At 53.0% G+C, this 18,539-nt stretch carries 14 protein-coding genes; 12 read left to right on the forward strand and 2 right to left on the reverse strand.

What is annotated here, in order from left to right:
- The first annotated feature begins 7 nt into the window (after nt 1-7).
- From trpD to ACYVC2_RS03250, 11 genes are all read left to right on the forward strand, one after another.
- On the forward strand, nt 8-994 hold the full coding sequence (gene trpD / locus ACYVC2_RS03200) for an anthranilate phosphoribosyltransferase (protein ID WP_461100832.1): 987 nt from the start codon (nt 8-10) through the stop codon (nt 992-994).
- Between the two features lie 5 nt (nt 995-999).
- Complete coding sequence (gene trpC, locus ACYVC2_RS03205) at nt 1,000-1,824, forward strand: indole-3-glycerol phosphate synthase TrpC (protein ID WP_461100833.1); 825 nt, start codon at nt 1,000-1,002, stop codon at nt 1,822-1,824.
- Complete coding sequence (locus ACYVC2_RS03210; RefSeq protein WP_461100834.1) at nt 1,821-2,459, forward strand: phosphoribosylanthranilate isomerase; 639 nt, start codon at nt 1,821-1,823, stop codon at nt 2,457-2,459. The genes trpC and ACYVC2_RS03210 overlap by 4 nt, the downstream gene beginning before the upstream one ends.
- A 56-nt stretch (nt 2,460-2,515) precedes the next feature.
- Nucleotides 2,516-2,734 (forward strand): hypothetical protein, encoded by a 219-nt coding sequence (locus ACYVC2_RS03215; protein ID WP_461100835.1) that lies wholly within the window; start codon nt 2,516-2,518, stop codon nt 2,732-2,734.
- Nucleotides 2,735-2,874: 140 nt separating this feature from the next.
- The gene (locus tag ACYVC2_RS03220) at nt 2,875-3,090 is read left to right on the forward strand and encodes a hypothetical protein (RefSeq protein WP_461100836.1); all 216 of its coding nucleotides are present in this window, start codon (nt 2,875-2,877) and stop codon (nt 3,088-3,090) included.
- A gap of 54 nt (nt 3,091-3,144) precedes the next feature.
- On the forward strand, nt 3,145-4,344 hold the full coding sequence (trpB, locus tag ACYVC2_RS03225) for a tryptophan synthase subunit beta (protein ID WP_461100837.1): 1,200 nt from the start codon (nt 3,145-3,147) through the stop codon (nt 4,342-4,344).
- Between the two features lie 85 nt (nt 4,345-4,429).
- A complete protein-coding gene (gene trpA / locus ACYVC2_RS03230; RefSeq protein WP_461100838.1) occupies nt 4,430-5,236 on the forward strand; it encodes a tryptophan synthase subunit alpha in 807 nt (268 codons plus the stop codon).
- Nucleotides 5,237-5,253: 17 nt separating this feature from the next.
- Nucleotides 5,254-5,862, forward strand: coding sequence for a bifunctional phosphoribosyl-AMP cyclohydrolase/phosphoribosyl-ATP diphosphatase HisIE (gene hisIE, locus ACYVC2_RS03235; protein WP_461100839.1), 609 nt, complete (start codon nt 5,254-5,256; stop codon nt 5,860-5,862).
- Between the two features lie 84 nt (nt 5,863-5,946).
- Entirely contained in the window at nt 5,947-6,282 is a 336-nt protein-coding gene (locus tag ACYVC2_RS03240; protein ID WP_461100840.1) for a phage holin family protein, read from the forward strand.
- Between the two features lie 90 nt (nt 6,283-6,372).
- Entirely contained in the window at nt 6,373-7,746 is a 1,374-nt protein-coding gene (locus ACYVC2_RS03245) for a flavin monoamine oxidase family protein (RefSeq protein ID WP_461100841.1), read from the forward strand.
- Between the two features lie 40 nt (nt 7,747-7,786).
- A complete protein-coding gene (locus ACYVC2_RS03250; RefSeq protein ID WP_461100842.1) occupies nt 7,787-8,161 on the forward strand; it encodes a RidA family protein in 375 nt (124 codons plus the stop codon).
- Between the two features lie 8 nt (nt 8,162-8,169).
- Here the strand turns inward: ACYVC2_RS03250 and ACYVC2_RS03255 are convergent, their stop codons facing one another.
- Nucleotides 8,170-14,523 carry an alpha-2-macroglobulin family protein gene (locus ACYVC2_RS03255; RefSeq protein ID WP_461100843.1) on the reverse strand — a complete coding sequence of 2,118 codons (6,354 nt, stop codon included), beginning with the start codon at nt 14,521-14,523 and terminating at the stop codon, nt 8,170-8,172.
- A 251-nt stretch (nt 14,524-14,774) separates the two neighbouring features.
- Between ACYVC2_RS03255 and ACYVC2_RS03260 the strand changes: the two genes are divergently transcribed.
- Nucleotides 14,775-15,356, forward strand: a complete 582-nt coding sequence (locus ACYVC2_RS03260) for a peptidylprolyl isomerase (protein ID WP_461100844.1) — start codon at nt 14,775-14,777, stop codon at nt 15,354-15,356.
- Nucleotides 15,357-15,393: 37 nt separating this feature from the next.
- On the opposite strand, the gene ACYVC2_RS03265 is transcribed toward ACYVC2_RS03260, so the two are convergent.
- Nucleotides 15,394-18,534: a PVC-type heme-binding CxxCH protein gene (locus ACYVC2_RS03265; RefSeq protein WP_461100845.1), complete on the reverse strand. Its 3,141-nt coding sequence runs from the start codon at nt 18,532-18,534 to the stop codon at nt 15,394-15,396.
- Nucleotides 18,535-18,539 lie beyond the last annotated feature (5 nt).

An 18,539-nucleotide genomic window follows, 5' to 3' on the forward strand; every position in this document is an offset into this window, starting at 1 on the left:
CGTTGGTATGAAAGCCATTCTAAATCACCTTTTTGAGTACAAATCGCTGACCAAAGACCAGGCCCGACAGGTGTTGCTGGGCATTGGACGGGGGGAGTACAACCCGGCACAAATTGCCTCATTCTTAACCGTTTACATGATGCGCAGCCTGCGCCTGGAAGAGCTCGAAGGTTTTCGGGATGCCATGCTGGAGCTTTGCCTTCCGGTCGATCTGGCGGCTTACGACCCGATGGATCTTTGCGGAACGGGTGGCGACGGGAAGGATACGTTTAATATTTCGACCCTGGCCTCGTTCGTCGTTGCGGGAGCCGGGCAGCGGGTAGCCAAACACGGCAATCACGGTGTGTCGTCGCTGGTAGGCTCCTCGACGGTTATGGAACGACTGGGGTACCGATTCACAAACGACACCGGCGAACTTCAACGGAAAGTCGAAACGGCCGGTATATGCTTCCTTCATGCCCCGCTTTTTCATCCAGCGATGAAGAACGTAGCTCCGATTCGGAAGGATTTAGGCGTAAAGACATTTTTCAATGTTCTGGGGCCAATGATCAATCCGGCGAAGCCTCAAAAACAGTTGGTTGGGGTTTTTAACCTTGAATTGGCGCGATTATATGCGTACCTTTATCAGCAAACCGACAAGCGGTTCATGATTCTGCATGCGCTGGACGGGTACGATGAGATTTCACTGACGGGCGTATTCAAAGTGATCAGCAATCAGACAGAGCAAGTACTGGAACCCAGGCAGTTAGGCCTGGATACGCTGACGCCTGAATCACTGGCCGGCGGGCAGACGCTCGATGAGTCGGCCCAGATATTCCTGAATGTGCTCAACGACGAAGCAACTCCGGCTCAGAAGCAGGCCGTCCTGGCGAATGCCGCTATGGCGCTGCTGGCCGCCGAAAAAGTCCAAACCCGCGAGGAAGCCGTCGCGTTGGCCCGCGAATCGTTGGAAAGTGGCCGAGCCTTGGCCTGTTTTAAGAAATTGATTGAGTAGCCAGAATGACCATACTTGACCAGATTATCGCGCAAAAGCGGGTGGAAGTGGCACAACGGAAGACCGAGGTTCCGATCGCTGTACTTGAACAAATGCCTGATTTCAAACGGCAGCCGCTGTCGGCGCGCGATGCGATTCAGGACCTGCGCTCCACCGGCATCATTGCTGAGTTCAAACGAAAGTCGCCTTCGAAAGGTGTAATCAATGCTGAGGCCGACGTTGCTATTACCACACAGGGGTATGTAGGAGCCGGGGCAGCTGTGCTGTCGGTATTGACGGACGAGCCGTTCTTTGGCGGTACGCCGGCGGATTTACAGGCGGCTCGCCTGGCCAATCCCGGCACACCGATTCTGCGCAAAGATTTCGTGGTCGACCAGTACCAGCTTCTCGAAGCCAAAGCCTGGGGTGCCGATGTGGTTCTTCTGATCGCGGCCTGTCTGACACCAGCCGAAGTAGCCGAACTCAGCCAGCAGGCCCAGGAGTTGGGGCTACAGGTACTGCTCGAAGTGCATGACGAAGCCGAACTCGATCAATCGCTGACCCACTCAGTCGATCTGGTTGGAGTCAACAACCGCGATCTGAAAACCTTTACGACTTCGATCGATACGTCGCTACGGCTGGTCGAGCGCATCCCTGACACGTTTGCTAAAATTACCGAAAGCGGGCTACATGACGCCGAAACGATGCAGACGCTCTTCCGGGCGGGCTTCGATGGGTTCCTGATTGGCGAAGCGTTTATGAAAACCGCCGATCCAGCCGCAGCCTTACACCGATTAGTCACTGATTTCACTTCCCGCATGCCTACCTTTATCAACTCTTCCAGCCTATGAAAATTAAAGTGTGCGGTCTACGCGACGCCGACAACCTGAAAGAAATTACTGCGCTGAACCCCGACTTCATTGGGTTTATCTTCTACGATCAGTCGCCCCGTTTTGTCGGTGAAGAGCTGGACGAAGAAGTGGTTAGAGCCATTCCCAAATCCATCCGAAAAGTAGGGGTGTTTGTCAACGCCAGCCCCGATTACATCCTGCGCTCGGTGAAAAAGTACGATTTTCAGTATGTCCAGTTGCACGGCACCGAAACCCCGGAATATTGCCGAAGCCTGCGGAATCGGGGCATCAACATCATCAAGGCGTTCCGCGTCGACGAATCCTTTAATTTTTCTATGCTGAACAACTACAAAGCCCAGTGCGACTTTTTTCTCTTCGATGCCAAAGGTGACCAGCCCGGCGGCAACGGTGTTCCGTTCGACTGGAGTATTTTGAAGCGGTATGACAACGAAAAACCGTTTTTCATCAGTGGTGGCATAGGCCTCGACAACCTCGATCAGCTTGCCCAGTTGAAAGGCATGAAATTGTACGGTGTAGACGTAAACAGCCAGGTCGAAACAGCGCCGGGGGTCAAGGATGTAGCGAAAGTGAAAGCGCTTATCGAGCGGGTGCGTCCCGTCGAAGAGATCGTCTAAGCGGCTGCAAAATCTTTCCGCACCTAGTCCTGTTATTCAACAAAACAACCATACGAATGGAAACGACAAAGGAGATTGACGCTGAAATTCCTCCTATGAAGTCAGGACATTTAAACAGCTACAAGCCAGAAGATATACGTCGCTGGGGTGTAGAGCGGTTTTTAGAAGCAACAGTTGTAAAAGATCCATTTAATCGCATATTTCCGGAATTTACCGAGGAGGAAAATCGAAAAATGGATGAATTATTAGCTGAAGGCGATAAGGGTGCTGTATGATTTATGATACAAACTTACTGATCGCTTATATCCGCCAGCAATGACTACCACCGATAAAGACTATTTTGTCGATTGTGACAATTGGAGAATTGGAAGCTTTCGCGTTGAAGTCTGACTGGGGTATTCAAAAAGTCGAGTTCATGATGAATATGGTAGCTCGCTATCCCAATGTCGATATCACATACGATCTGGTAAAATATTACGCAGAAATCGATGCATTTAGTCAGGGGAGACTAAAAACGGCACCCCTGAAATTTTCCGCCCGCAATATGGGCAAAAACGACGGCAGCGGCCGACCGATCTGGATTACGGCAACAGACCTTTATCTGGATATGGAACTCCACACCCACCGATAACGATTTCGATCACCTGCCAGCCTTAGGACTGCGCCTGATTAAGCACTAATTCATATGCAAACCACGCTTGACCCCCAAGCCTCCTTCGCCGTCACCGACAAAGGGTTTTATGGCCGCTTTGGCGGAGCGTTTATTCCCGAAATGCTCTACCCAAACGTCGAAGAGCTTCGACAGAACTATCTAAACATTATTTCCGATCCAGGTTTTCAGGCGGAATTCTGGCAACTGCTGGAAGATTACGTCGGGCGACCGACTCCCCTGTTTCTAGCAAAACGTCTGTCGGAGCAGGTTGGCGCGACCGTCTACCTCAAGCGTGAAGACCTTTGTCATACTGGAGCGCATAAAGTTAACAACACCATCGGCCAGATTCTGGTAGCGCAACGGCTTGGGAAAAAGCGCATCGTGGCCGAAACTGGAGCCGGGCAGCATGGTGTAGCTACCGCAACCGTGTGCGCGCTGATGGGTCTGGAATGTATCGTTTACATGGGCAGCATCGATATGGAACGCCAGAAACCCAACGTCGACCGGATGCGCATGCTGGGGGCTACGGTCGTTCCGGCTACATCGGGCAGCCAAACGCTCAAAGATGCGACCAACGAAGCGATGCGTCACTGGATCAACAACCCGGTCGACACGCATTACATCATTGGCTCGGTGGTTGGGCCACACCCCTACCCCGATATGGTCGCGCGTTTCCAGTCGGTCATTTCCGAAGAAATCAGAAAGCAGCTGTTTGCGAAAATCGGTCGCGAAAACCCCGACTACGTGGTTGCGTGCGTGGGCGGAGGCAGCAATGCCGCCGGTACGTTCTTTCATTACCTGCACGAGCCCTCGGTGCGGCTGGTAGCTGCTGAAGCGGCTGGTCAGGGAGTGACGTCCGGGCACTCGGCGGCAACGACGGCTCTGGGCAAACCGGGTGTTTTGCACGGCAGTCGCACAATTCTGATGCAAACCGAAGATGGTCAGGTCATCGAGCCGTATTCCATCTCCGCAGGCCTAGATTATCCGGGTATCGGGCCGCTTCACGCGCACCTCTTCGACTCGGGCCGCGGTGATTTTTACGCCATTACCGACGACGAGGCCTTACAAGCCGGTTTTCAGCTCAGCAAGCTCGAAGGAATCATTCCGGCGCTGGAGTCGGCTCATGCGCTGGCGGCTCTGTCAAAAATGGACCTTAAACCCAGTGATATTGTTGTAGTTTGCCTGTCGGGGCGGGGCGATAAAGATTTAAGCACCTATTCAAAACATTTGTAGAGGCTGTATCGCGGATTTTAGTCCGCCTGAACGTTACAGACCCATTTCAATCATGGTTATGCGGACTAAAGTCCGCGATACTGATATGATCCAGGAATTAACCCAAAACCGCATTACGGACCTGTTTGCGCATAAGCGTGAGCGGCTGCTGAACGTTTATTTTACTGCCGGATTTCCGAATCTGGAAGATACTCTGACCGTTCTGCGCGGCTTGCAGGCGGCTGGTGTCGATCTGGTCGAGATTGGTATGCCATATTCGGACCCCGTTGCCGATGGCGAAACCATTCAGTTGAGCAACGAGCGCGCTCTGGACAACGGCATGTCGTTGAAGAAGCTGTTTGAGCAGTTAGCCGACTGTCGAAACGATCCGTCTGGTACTCCGATTACCGTTCCTATCCTACTGATGGGCTACATTAATCCCGTTCTGCAATTCGGCGTGGAAAACTTCTGCCGGAAATGTCAGGAAGTTGGCGTAGATGGTGTTATTTTACCCGACCTGCCTCTCGATTTGTACCTAACCGATTATGCACCTACGTTCCGCCAATACGGTATCCTAAACGTCAACCTGATTACTCCGCAAACAGCAGAGAGCCGCATCCGGCGCATCGACGAAGAATCTGACGGGTTTATTTACATGGTTTCGTCGGCCAGCATCACCGGCTCGACCAAAGGTGTCAGCGATTCGATGCGGGCTTACTATAAACGAATTCAGGACATGAATCTGCGCAATCCGCGCCTGATCGGTTTTGGCATCAATGACCACGAAACCTTCGATACTGCCAGTCGATATGCCAACGGGGCCATTGTAGGCAGTGCCTTTATCCGGCATCTGGACGAAAACGGAATATCTCCCGAGAGCATCCGGGCATTTGTGCAGACGATTCGGGCGTAGTGGCTTACCTTTACGGCATGAATTCCGAGATTAATTTCGAAAAATCCCCCGATGGCCTCCTGCCGGCGGTCATTCAGGATGCCGAAACGGGCAAAGTGCTGATGCTGGGCTACATGAACCGTGAGGCTTACGACAAAACCATTGCCGACAACATCGTTACTTTTTTCAGCCGCAGTAAGCAGCGACTCTGGACGAAAGGCGAGACCTCGGGCAATTTTCTGCATGTGCAAACGATCCTGTTGGATTGCGATGGCGATACCATTCTGATCAAAACCAATCCGGTGGGTCCTGTTTGCCATACGGGGGCCGACACGTGCTTCGACGAAGTCAACCAAGGTAAAGGTCAGTTTCTAAATTACCTGCAGGGCATCATCCACGACCGGAAGATCAATCCGTCCGTGCAATCCTACACAACTACGCTCTTTCAACGTGGTGTCAACAAAATTGCTCAGAAAGTCGGTGAAGAAGCGGTAGAACTGGTGATTGAAGCCAAAGACGATAACGCCGATTTGTTCAAAGGAGAAGCCGCCGACTTATTATTCCATTTCCTGGTGTTGCTGGAAGAGAAAAATATGGACCTTGACGATATTGTTGCCGTCTTACAATCCCGCCATCAAAAACAATAGATTCGGGTTTGGGGTTTGTTGAACGTCAGCAGTCGCCAGTGTGGTATTTGCTCAGAATTCACTCACCTAATATAATCACGTTTCATGGGACTAATTATCCGTATTCTTATCAGCGCTGTGGCCGTTTGGGTGGCTACTTATTTTATTCCAGGGGTTTCCGTAACTGGCGGAGCCGGTACCTATCTGATTGTAGCGATTGTACTGGGCTTCCTCAATGCGTTCATTAAGCCCATTCTGACGGTTCTGACCATCCCAATCACTATTGTTACGCTGGGCCTGTTTCTGCTCGTTCTAAACGTACTGATGGTTTACCTGACCTCTTACTTAGTTCCTAATTTTCATGTAACGGGCTTTATTGCTGCGTTGCTGTTCAGTTTTGTGGTTTCAATCGTGACGGCCCTCATCGACGCTATCGTATAGTCGAGCACGTATAAAAGCGAATGCCACGACCTGGTTAGGTGTCGTGGCATTCGCTTTTTTTGTAGCTTACTGCGTCGATTCTGTTACCCGATGACCAACCATAACTCTACCTACGATATCCTCGTGATTGGTGCGGGGTATGCAGGGCTGACGGCTCTGCATGAGCTTAGAAAAGCCAAAAAAAACGTTCTACTGCTCGAAGCCCGCGACCGTGTGGGGGGCCGGGTCTGGACACAACGCTTTGCCGATGGCTCTTACGTCGATCTGGGTGGTGCGTGGGTAGGGCCAACGCAGGATCGGCTGTATGCACTAGCCCGCGAATTCGGGGTCGAAACCTTCCGAACGTACGATGAGGGCAAGAGTACGCAATTTTTTCGCGGTCAGGTAAAGCGCTACAACGGGTTGATTCCTCCCCTACCGCTTGGCGCGCTGCTGAGTCTGGATGGGGCTATAAAAAAACTGAATAAACTGGCTAAAACGGTCGATTTGACTGAACCCTGGACAACCCCAAACGCTCAGCGTTTCGATACGATGACCCTGGCCAGCTGGATGCACCACCAAATGCACTTCACCACGGCACGCCAGTTTTTTAAAATTGCAGCCGAGGCCATCTGGGCGGCCGATCCCGCGGAAATATCCCTGCTTCACGCGCTATTCTACTGTAAATCCGGCCGGGATTTGGACACGCTGATGAACATTCGAAACGGCGCTCAGGAAGAACGCTTTGCTGGCGGAGCCCAAACCATAGCCGATCGCCTGGCGGCTACGTTTGCCGATCAGATTCGCTTTAGTGAGCCTGTCCGGGCTATTCTACAGGAAAATGACCGGGTACGGGTCGTGACCGAAAAAGCCACTTATCAGGCCAGGCGTGTTATTGTAACCGTACCACCTGCCTTGCAAAACCGCATCGATTTTCAGCCAATTCTCCCGGCACAACGGGTCCAGCTACTTCAGCGGATGCCGATGGGCTCTGTCTGGAAATGTTTCGCGATTTACGACAAACCGTTCTGGCGTCGACAGGGCCTGAATGGGCTTGCTGCTACTCCCGACGGACACATAACGGTTACGTTCGACAACTCACCTAAAGATGGGAGCCTGGGGGTCATGATGGGATTTGTTCTGGGAAATCAGGCAAAGGAATTTTCTACGCTATCGGATGAAGACCGACAACAATCAGCGCTGCAGACCTTCGCTACGTTCTTTGGACCGGAAGCCCTTGAGCCTATTCGCTATATAGACCATAGTTTTATGAATGAAGAATGGTCTCGCGGCTGTTATGCAGGCCTAATGGGTCCTGGAGTCTGGACAACCCTCGGTCCGGCTTTGCGAGCGCCCGTCGGTCGAATTCATTGGGCCGGTACCGAAACATCGGCGGTTTGGAACGGCTATATTGAAGGTGCCATCCGCTCAGGGGAACGAGTAGTTCAGGAAATCCTGTCGGCAGAAGCAGTAGGACATATCTGATCAATCAACATTCGACCAATTGGCTGGTAATACCATACGTATGGAATTCATTCAAACCCCCAACGCTCCGGCTCCGGGCGGGCATTATTCGCAGGCCACCATACACGGCGATTTAGTTTTCTTATCCGGGATTTTGCCCATAACCCCGAATGGGCGGAAACTAACCGATGCGACGATTGCCGAGCAAACCCAGCAAATATTGGCCAATTTCGACGCAATTCTGCAGGCTGCCGGTAGCAAACGCGAGAACGTTCTGAAAGTTACGGTTTTTGTCTCCGACATTCAGGCCTGGGGTACCGTCAACGAATTATACACGCAGTTTTTCGGCGATCATCGTCCCGCCCGGTCCATTGTGCCCGTCGGTCCGCTTCATTACGGACTAAGTCTGGAACTCGAAGCCATTGCTGTGGTCTGACGGGCACGCTATTTCACTTTTACCCGCTCACCAGCGGAGTGTGCCGAAAATTCGGGGGCGTAGAAACATTGTACGGTGGCCACACCCGCCGAAAAGTCGCCGGTTTGAGCAACGCGCAGGTCATATTCGAACACGTGCGTGCCGACAGGCAGATAGCCTATAAAAAAATCGGTGCTGGCATCGCGAGGGGATTCATAATATCCTAGCCCGTTCTGATACTTATAGCCTGATAACGCAGCTACTGGCTCAAACCCCGAAGCCCGGCTGTCTTTCAGGTGCACATATTCCATTACCCGGTCTGTTTTCAACACCAGCCGCACTTTGATCAGATCGCCGGGCTTGAGCGATGTGCTGGCAGTAACGGGCGAAATAATCGGCCCGTTGGGCGAATCGTGTTGCACAGTCAGGGTTTTCTGAACCGAGAGGCCTGTGCTCCCCGCCATCACCCGGTCGAGTGGTTCGAAGTGCTGCCAATATAACGCACCCCAGGCCGGGCCATCCGTACTCTTTGTTACCTTGATCACCCCCATCTCGGGTTTGATTTCCGTAGCTGCGTAGGTTACCTTCTCATAACCCGTAATGGCATCCGCTTTGGTTACCCGATTTTCGATCGGCTGCCCACCCAGACTTACCTGAGTGGTAACGCCCGTTCCCAGCCAGTCGCTGCCGCGTAGCAATAAGGCATAAACGGCTTCTGTAGTGGCTTTTGTCGACGACCACGACTGTGTTTGTTTCTGGCGCAACAGCCACCGCTTCATCTTGTCGACACTGGCTCGGTCGGCTTTGATTTCGTCGAACGCTTCGATGAGATAGGCCTGGGTTTCGATGGGCGTTTGATACCAGTAAAGACCGCTCTGGTTATCCGGCCAGTATAACCCCAATTCATCCGATTCACGCGACCGTTCGCGCAGAGAACGCAGGATATGATCTGACGTTTGGGCGTCGCCGAATCGGTGAAGCGCCAACGCTGACAGTGCCTGTCCCTGCAAACTCTGCTTTTGCCAGTCGGCAACGACATACTGTTTCAGGTAGCTCAACACGGCCGTATCAACCGGTTTATCGAGGTAAAAACTACGGGCGTATAGGTACTGCGTTGCTGAAAAGTACCAGGCTCCTACGATTTTTCGTTTTTGCTGCTCTTTCTTCTGATCCTTCATCCAGCGTACCATTTCGCCATCGACGTAGCGAATGGCTTTTGCCTGCAGATCAACGATTTTCGTTTGCAGGTCGTCGGGGAATCGAACGCCTAGTTTCTGCAGATGACCGAACCCGCTCAGAATGTGCAATGTCATGGCCAAATCTGGCTGCATTCCGCCAAACCAGCGGAAGCCGCCGTCGGTCGTTTGCAGTTGCTCAAGCTTGGCGAACGCAAGCCGTTGTTCCTGTTCCATCCGGTTCGCGTCCAGCAGTTGCCCGAGTTTGGCTTGCCGTTCGGCTTCAGAGCGTGCATCGGCCAACCAGGGGGAGTTTTCCAGTGTAACAGCTTTCAGTTCTTCGTTCAACTGCAACGGACTTTTAGCGGCCGGGTTTTTCTGCCATTCGGCAATGACCTGTCGGAACACAGGTTTGCTCCCCACAATGTGAGCCGCCAGACTATTGGCATACAACCGGCTGAATAATTGCTCAGCGCATTCGTAGCGATACTCCATCAGATAAGGCAACGATTGCAGCGCATACCAGCTGGGGTTGCTGGTCACCTCAACCGTCAATCGCTCGTGCTGAACCGGCAGTTCCGGACTGAGGCTCGTCAGTGGTTTCAGTTTAAACTCCTTCGTCTCTTTACCATTCACCCAGAAAGGTTGCGAATCCGTGATCAGCATGCGGTTAGTCAACACAGGAATCGTGAACTCTTCGCCATCGGTAAAAAGCCCCGACTGTGCCGTAAGCCGGCAGGTTATCAGCTCAATTCCTTTAGGCACAACGATCGTCCAACCGACCGCTGTACTCAGACCAGGAGCCAGCGTTTCGTTTTCACGACCACTGGTCAGTTGGGGCCGGACCAGCAGTTCGCCGGTCAGGGCGTTAGTCAGTAATAGATTGGCCTTGATATCGTTGAGCGGCTTTTCTGACAGATTCGTCAGGCGGGCCTGCACCTGAATGGTATCGCCCTCGCGGAAGAAGCGGGGTGCATTGGCCGTAATCATCAGTTCCTTCTGGGTAACGATTTCGCGCTCCAGCGTACCGGTTTTCACATCTTTCGTGTGCGCAAATGCCAGTAATCGCCAGCGAGTAAGTGCTTCAGGCATCGTAAATTTCAGCACTACCCGCCCCTGCTCGTCGGTTTTGAGCTGTGGCATAAAGAAAGCGGTTTCGTTGAAGTTCCGGCGCGGGCTGATCGCGGGTGATAAAGGAGTCTGGGGCTGTTCATCTGTAGAATTAGTTGCCTTATCAGCTGCTGCTCCGCTGGCAGCCAGAGTCGCTTCAGACTTCATCATCATCGGACTGGCCGCTGCCGTGCGTGCCATGCCTTTTCTGCCCGATGCCAGTATAGGTCCGACTGCTCCGGGGCGCCCATAGCCGGTGACGACAACCTCGTTTAGGGCCTGCGCATCCGGATTCATCTGTGAAGACATTGTTCCCGGCGATACCGCTATTTCCAGAGTTTGGTAACCGATATAGGAAACTAGTAGGGTGACGGGCGACTGACTCGGTTTAATTTTCACCGAGAATTCTCCTTTAGCGTTGGTGCTGGTACCAGTTGATGTTCCTTTAATAATAATTGAAGCCCCAGCAACGCCGACTCCGTATTTGTATTTTAGCGTACCCGAAATCGTTTTCCCGTCATTTACGAGCGAAATCCGAATGGCGTCATTCCGAATACCAAACCAGTTCAACTGATCGTACTGGCGCGTCGGAGCGGCAATTTCGGGTTGCGGTTTATAAAAGAATACATACCCTGGTTGCACGCTGAAGCTCCCCGAGTACCAGTTGACAAAGAATGGCATATAGGGCTGATAAAACGACGTTGGCCAGGCCAGCCGGTCGAAGGCATCCAGCGAGGCATCGTAAAGCGTTGCAACGAGTTCGGCAGAGGTTTTGGCCAGGCCGCTCACGCGAAGTGTCCACTCTTCGCGTGAGCCAGGTTTGAGTTTGTCCCGTAATGTCTGGGTTTCGATGGTCAGTTGCTTATTCGTGAACGGTACGGTAATGGTCTGCGATTTCTGATACATCCGCCCATTCTGCACCATGACAAAATACACGGCAAACCCACCCCGCTGCTGTTCTGAAACGGGCAAGGCAACGCGCCGGGGCTTCCCATCGGTTTTCAGCCATTCCTGCCGTACAAACCTGTGGTTTTCTTCTACCATCATCTGCACCCAGCCCGGCTGACTGTTGCCAACCCAGAAAACAGCCTCCTCACCTGGCTCGACCGTAGTTTTTCGGGCCTGTAGCCAGCCTTCAGGTCTACGGGAGGCCACTGGTTGTCTGTCGTTTACAACGGAGAAAAACACCTGCTCTCGGGTAGTTTCCCCCAGGGAATCCGTGACGCTAAGTTCGGCAACATACTCCCCCGGCGTGTAGCGGCTCAGATCAGGCTTGAGCAGCGAATCTGCTGGCGCCTTAACCGACAGTTGCTGCACGGCCTCACCTTTTGGCCAGAAGCGCGGGTTGTTTTCGTTGGCATACAAATCGTTCGGAAACAGTTTTTCGAATTCTTCCCGGCTTATCAGTTGCCGATCTGGCCGGTTCCAGAGCCGATTTCGCAGTAAGCGGGCGGGCGGTTGCAGACGATACACAGTAAGCTGGCCGGTAGCCGACACTTTTTCGCCCGATTGGTTCGTAATCCGAATCGGGAAGCTGGCGGGTTTATCCTGTTCCACTGCCTCCGGAATGACGAGGCTTACCTGCAACGCCGAGTAACCGATGGGCAAGGTTTGGGCTGCGCTACGGGTTTCACCAGCCCGGTCAGTTACGTCAATGGTTACTTCGAAATCAAAAACCGGATTGGTTTCGCGCGCCTGCTCGCGATCGGGTGTCGCCGTAAACGTAATGCTGACATTCCCTTTCCCGTCCGTTTGAGCTGTGCCGTTGGTAATCTCGGTCTGGCCGGTACGGCGCGGCATGTACCACCAACTCCAGCGTGGCCGAAGCCGGCGAACAACCCGATAGCGTACAGCAGCGCCTTCGACAATAGCGCCCGAAAATGTTTTGGCATCCGCCTTCAGCGTAACGGTTTGCCCTAGTTTGACGGCCTGCCTGATTGGCTGGACTTTTACTTCGAACGTTGGCCGTTTGTACTCTTCAACCCGAATGCTCGTACTTCCCTGAGCGGTTTGCAGACTCATTTCTCCCGTCAACCGTCCGACCGGGGCTGTAAAACTGGCACTGAAGGTGCCGAACTCATTGGTCTTTAGCGTCTGCTCAGCCAGCTGCTCGCCGTTCTGATCCAGAAAATCGATGGTAACATCCTGATTGGCCACGACAGCGAACGCGTTGGTTTTACCACTGTATAGCAGTCCTTTGACGTAAATAGCCTGCCCCGGCCGGTAGATGGCCCGATCGGTAAACAACTTGACATAAGATTGAGCCGTTTCCTCACCCCGACCAATATTACCGTTGTAAAAATACTGTCGATCCGAAAGAACGGTATCGGCACCATGCGCGATCAGGTATTGAAAGTTTGGCTCATTGAACAGGTCAGCGGGAGCGATGTTCACCCAGCCGTTGGCATCCGTTCGGTATGATTTTTGGCGGGCGGGTAGCTTTGAGGAAATGCCCACAATCGAAACAGCTATATTCTTCAGCGGCTCACCCGTCAGCCGGTTTGCCACAATGACAGTCTGGGCAACGCCCTGATTTGTAGCGGGGAGAACCAGATAAGAAAGCTCGGATATGCTAAACGTCGCCATGTTCAGGTATTCCGTTTTCTCCTGAAACTGGTTGTTGGTTGTCGCCAGCAACAGGTAACTTCCCATCGGTAAAGCCTTAATGGGTATCTCGACCGAATGGCGGTTCAAATCACCGTCATCTGGCAAAACAACCGAGCTCTCATCGATGACAGGCCGTTTCAACCAGGCGCTAAACCATTTTCTCTTCTGACTTTCATCAGCCCGATTCTCGCGATAGGCCTGTAGTTCTGTCAGGGTTATCCGAATGATTCGATACCGTATCTTATTGACGTTCTGGTAGCTTACCAGCGCTCGGAACGGTTGCTGTGGCTGATTGACCTGCTCGATCTGAAACGAATAACTCGGAAGTAAAAGCTGATTCAGTAACTGAGCGGCCTGCTTACCGGCCAGCGTTTCCGGATATCGGCTGACTAGCTCCCGGCATATATCGGCCGCCTGTTTGCGGTTCCAGCGGTTCGGGTCGGTGGTACTGGGGGTGGCCTCTTCGGCGTCGTCGGGTGGACGAACAGGACCGTAGGCGGTTAGAAACTCAGCCAGTTGGTACGCATAAACGGCCTCGGCCGGACTATTTTTATACTGATTCCGCTGGCGTTCGAGGGCTTTTCGGTATAACGAATCACGCTCGGGCAGATTGCTGTGCTGATGTACAAACGTCAGTCGCAAGACATCGGCATCGACTAATGCATTAGGATGATTATCGGTCAGGTGAAATTCCAATAGTTGCTGGTAAAGCAGGAGCGCCTGATAACGCCCGGATAATGAATCCTGGCTATGAATCGTTAGCCGGGCAAACACGTCTGGGCTGGCAAAATAAGCGGGCTGGTTCAGCTCAAACCGAAAAACAGGCTTTAGTAGATCAGGTTCCGTGTTCTGGAAAAACTGTATAGCGCGGTGTGCCAGCAGGTCATACAACGTCGGTCGCAGGGGTCGCGCATCCGGATCGCCTTTTTCCAGCAGCATATCGTACGTGCCAATCGGAATTTTCTGCAAGGCATCTCTCGACCGCACCGAAGCCAGATAGGCCGTCGTAGCGGCTTCTACCAACTGACGCGCATCCCAGGTTGTAAAATCGGCCGTTGAATCCGTTGATGTTGTTACGTTATCCGCTCCCGACGTATTCACCGTCGTCCGTTCGTAGAATTTATACCGATTCTGGCTGAAATATTGCCAGTACACATCACCCAGCACTGATTGCAGAACAGACTTGGCCGGTTCGGGCGTTTCGACAATGTCGGCCCGTAAAGAACGAATCAGGATTTTAAAGGCATCTTCATCCGAATAAGCCCGGTATACTGTACGGGCAATAGCAGCTTTAGCCAGTTGAGGGTAGTTCTTCTGAGCCCTGGCTTCCTTATAGATTCGGTCAACGATCTCGACCGCCGATTTTGGTAAGCCTTTAGAGGCCAGTGAGTCTGCGCGTCGCCAGTCGCGGGCGTAGTCTGGCAGCGGTTTATTCTGCGCTGAAGCGGCTAACGTAAACAGAATTAAAAAGATAGTTAGGAATGGATGCATAGTCTGTATTAAAACGATCGCTGGGATAGATGACAGGTAGGGTGTTTTTCCACAACGTTTGTTTCTATGACTCTGGTTTATAGCGAAGGGTTTAATCGGCTGGCGTATACAGAGCCATGAACTGGGCTCACTCCTTATTTCAGGGGTTTGTGTCTAGTGTTTTGATTCTTCCGGTATATTGATAGCTATATTGATAGCGTTTTAGCTCGGTGCCGAGTTAAAACGTCGAATGCCTTCTAACTACCGATCGTATGCCCGCTATTTTTCTGCTATTTGCCTGTCTTGTCTGTACGTCGCTTTTACCCAGGCCCGAAAAAACGTATCCAGTCGGTCAGATCAAAACCGATAAGGGTGACGTGCTTTTCTGGCTGTACGATGAGACGCCCAATCATAAAGCAAGTTTCGTCAAACTGGCTAAGGCGGGTTATTGGGATACGCTGACCTTCAATCGGGTCATCAAAAATTTTGTCGCGCAGGGTGGCTGCCCGGATACACCGGCCGGTTTCGCTGGCTCGCCGTACTTGCTGAAACCCGAATTCAGACCAGCAATCCGGCACGTATACGGGGCTGTCGGCGCCGGACGCGACAACAACCCGCAGATGCTTTCGGCAGGATGCCAGTTTTACATCGTTCAGAACAGGAAAGGCGAGCATCGACTCGACGACAAGTACACGGTTTTTGGGCAGGTTTTTAAAGGCATGGAGGTGATCGACGCCATTGTGGCCGTTAAAACCGACTCGACCAACACGCCCCTTTCTCCGATCAAACTGGATGTCAATGTCCTTAATCTGACAGCCGCGGAATTAAAAAGCCAGGGCTACTCGGTTAAGTAGCCCTGGCATTATGTGATACCGACCAGGACGGTCGGTACTACTGCTTCAATAAAAATGCGGTTAGATCGGCCAGTTGCTGCTGGCTCAGCCCCAGTTGGGTGGGGTCGGGCATCAGGCTGTTCTTATACTGCCTTCGGGAGGAGACCTCGCCGACCGGGATCGTGTGCTTAATGCCTTTAATGCCTTTCACCGTGACGGACTGATCGCTGTCGCTGACCAGAAAACCGTAATACATCTGGCCTTTAGTGGTGGTAATCATATAGGGTTCATACCCAAATGCAATCCCCGCGCTTGGATACAAGATAGCCTCAAGAAGCCCGCTCTTGTCGAACTTCTGATGGATTTTGGTCAGGTCAGGGCCGATATCCTCGCCCTGCTGGCCGTGCCGGTGGCAGGTCGCACAATTAACCTTGAAAATAGTTCGGCCGTTTCGTTCATCGCCAGTAAGCAGCGCAATCTGCGCAATGGGCGAATTGGCTTTGTTGACATCGGTTGTCGCGGAGACTTTTGCGGGAGCCGCGTCAACCGATGTCGGCTGCGCCTGAACAGGTACGGTCGACACGGGAGGGGTTTTGACGGGCTCTTTTTCTTCAGCAACGCGCGCAGGTTCCGGAGTCGTCGATCCGGCTGTTGGCGTAGCGGCTACGGAAGCCGTTTCGGGCTGGGTCGGGCGCTTCCAGGGGAAATATTCTTTGCCCATGGTCCGAACGGTCTGATCTTTATTGGTTCGAATACCGGGGCCGGCCGCTTTGATCAGATCGTCCGACAGCTTGTTCTCAGCCGCTAACCCGATCAGAATCTTAGCTCCTTCGGCATCCCGCGACATGTCGATGGCTATTTTCCGTTTCTCAGAGTCAGTTTTTGTGTCGTCGAGCAATTCTTTCCGCTTGCCCAGCATTTTCTGCTCTTCGGCGGAGACCGTCACCGGCCGAACTTCGTTCCAGTTCAAAAACTTAGCCCAGTCGTTGCCGCGTCGGAAATCGACCCAGTAGTTGGCCTGGTCTGCGATTTCTTTGTCCGGCGATTTTGTCAGCTCAACCATCGCTTTGGCGGCTGGCTGGCTTTTAATAAACGCCAGGGTCGTTATGGCCTGCTGACGGGTTTCGGGTGAGAGCGCCTGCGCGGAGGCCCGCTTTTTTAACAGACCGACAGCCGAAGCTGGGTGGAACTCCCAAATCAGATTAGCCGTCCGCTGATCCCATTTCACGGGATCTTCGGGTAAGGTCATATCCGCGAACAGCGCTTCCTGCTTGCCATCGGCCGCTTCGCCCAGGGCGTCCAGATACCACCGATCTTTGCCATCGTAGCCATTAACCAGATTCAGCAGCATAACCCGGCATTCATCGTAGGGAACATCCCGTAAAGCCACGGCTACTTCGCGTCGGACCGCCGGATTTCGGTCGAGAGATAAATTTCCGAGCAAGGGCAGCACGGCTTCCTGCGAAGCGGTCAGCCCCGGATTCGATTTGTTATTCTCCGGAGTGATGCTCCGGATGGCCCGCAAGGCCGTGATGCGGGTCATCGGGTCATCGGCTTTAAGCAGTCGCTCGACTTCGAACTGACCTTCGCCCCCCAGTTGTACCAGCAGAAAAATAGCCCTGGCCCGGTGGTATGGGTTAGGTGACGCTAGCAGCGCCATGACGGGCTGAATCACTTTTTCACCCTGTTCCCGCAACGCATCGAAGCCCAACATCCTGACATTCACCGCCGGACTGAGCAGAGCGGCAATCTGCCCCTGGGTGGTGCGTAGGTCAATCCTGGGTACTTTCAGATTTTTACCTTTGGGTGTAACGCGGTAAATACGGCCGTATCCCTGCCGGTCCTGCATCTGATGGCCACCCACGATCGGATCGTACCAGTCGGCAATATAAATCGCACCATCGGGGCCCACGGCTACGTCGCTCGGCCGAAACCACTTGCGGCTGTCGTTATTGACATCATTCCATTTGTAGTTTTCATCGACCCGCGGAAACGTACTGATAAAGTCGGTGCGGGGCATTCGGTAACCCGCCCCCGACACCTCGGGTTTGTACCCAAAAATTACGTTTCGACCAGCTTCGGCACTCAGCAACATACCCCGGTAAGAAAGTCCGAGTTCATCGCCTTCGTACACGACCATGCCTGTCGGAGAACCCGCCCCCGTAATGTCGCCAACGGGCATAACGCCAGGGTCTTCCTGATGCCAGTGCGCCGTTGGGATCGGCTGACCAGGTCGTTGATCACCTTTCCAGTTACGGGTTCCATCGGCACTGAAATACCCAGCATTCCCCCCTTCCATGACCCAGCTCGTGCGGCAGGCCATCACCTCATCGTCATTGTCGTTCTGCCACATGTTGCCATAGGAATCGAGCGCGGTTTCGTAGTTGTTCCGGAAGTTCTGGGCCATAACTTTCAGGTTCGACCCATCTGGGTTGATCCGTAAGGCCAGCCCTCCCACCCACACGCGCCCGTCGTCGCTGACCTGATTGCCGTGGTTAATTTTGTTGTATGGAGTTCCGCCGACGTACATGCTCCCCGATCGGAGTGTCCAGCCATCCTTGTCGCTCACGACGTGTGGACCCGCATTACCGGTGTTGAAATAATACTTACCGTCTGGCCCGGCCACGATAGCATGCAGGGAATGGTCGTGATCGACGCCACCAAAGCCGCTGAGCATAATTTCTTTCCTGTCTGGCTTATCATCGCCATTCTCATCGGTGTATACGACGATATTCGGTGCGCACGAAACGATCACTTTGTTGCCGATGACGGCAATACCCAGCGGAGAAATCAGGTCCGGGTCGGTCACGAATACCTTACTGTCGTCGGCTTTTCCATCTCCATTCGTATCTTCCAGGATCATCACCCGCTCCCCTTCCGGATGGTCGAGCCGCCCCTCGGGCTTGTTGTTGAATTTACGGTAATTGACAGCTTCCGTTACCCAAACCCGCCCTTTCGCATCGATATCCATATTCGTCGGATTGTAAAACATGGGCGATTCGGCCCAGAGGGTAGCTTCCAGATCGTCGGGCAGGTATAATTTATTGGCAGCGCTATCGATCACAATACTCGTCTGTTGCACCGGTTCAGGTACAGCAGCGGACCACCGCACTGGCTGAAGCGTTGGTCCGGCCAGATACAGTAGGCCAACCGTTGTTAAGGCGAGTGGAAAAGGAGTTAGCGAAAAAATTGTTTTCATATTTG

It is taken from the genome of Spirosoma koreense (assembly GCF_054777875.1).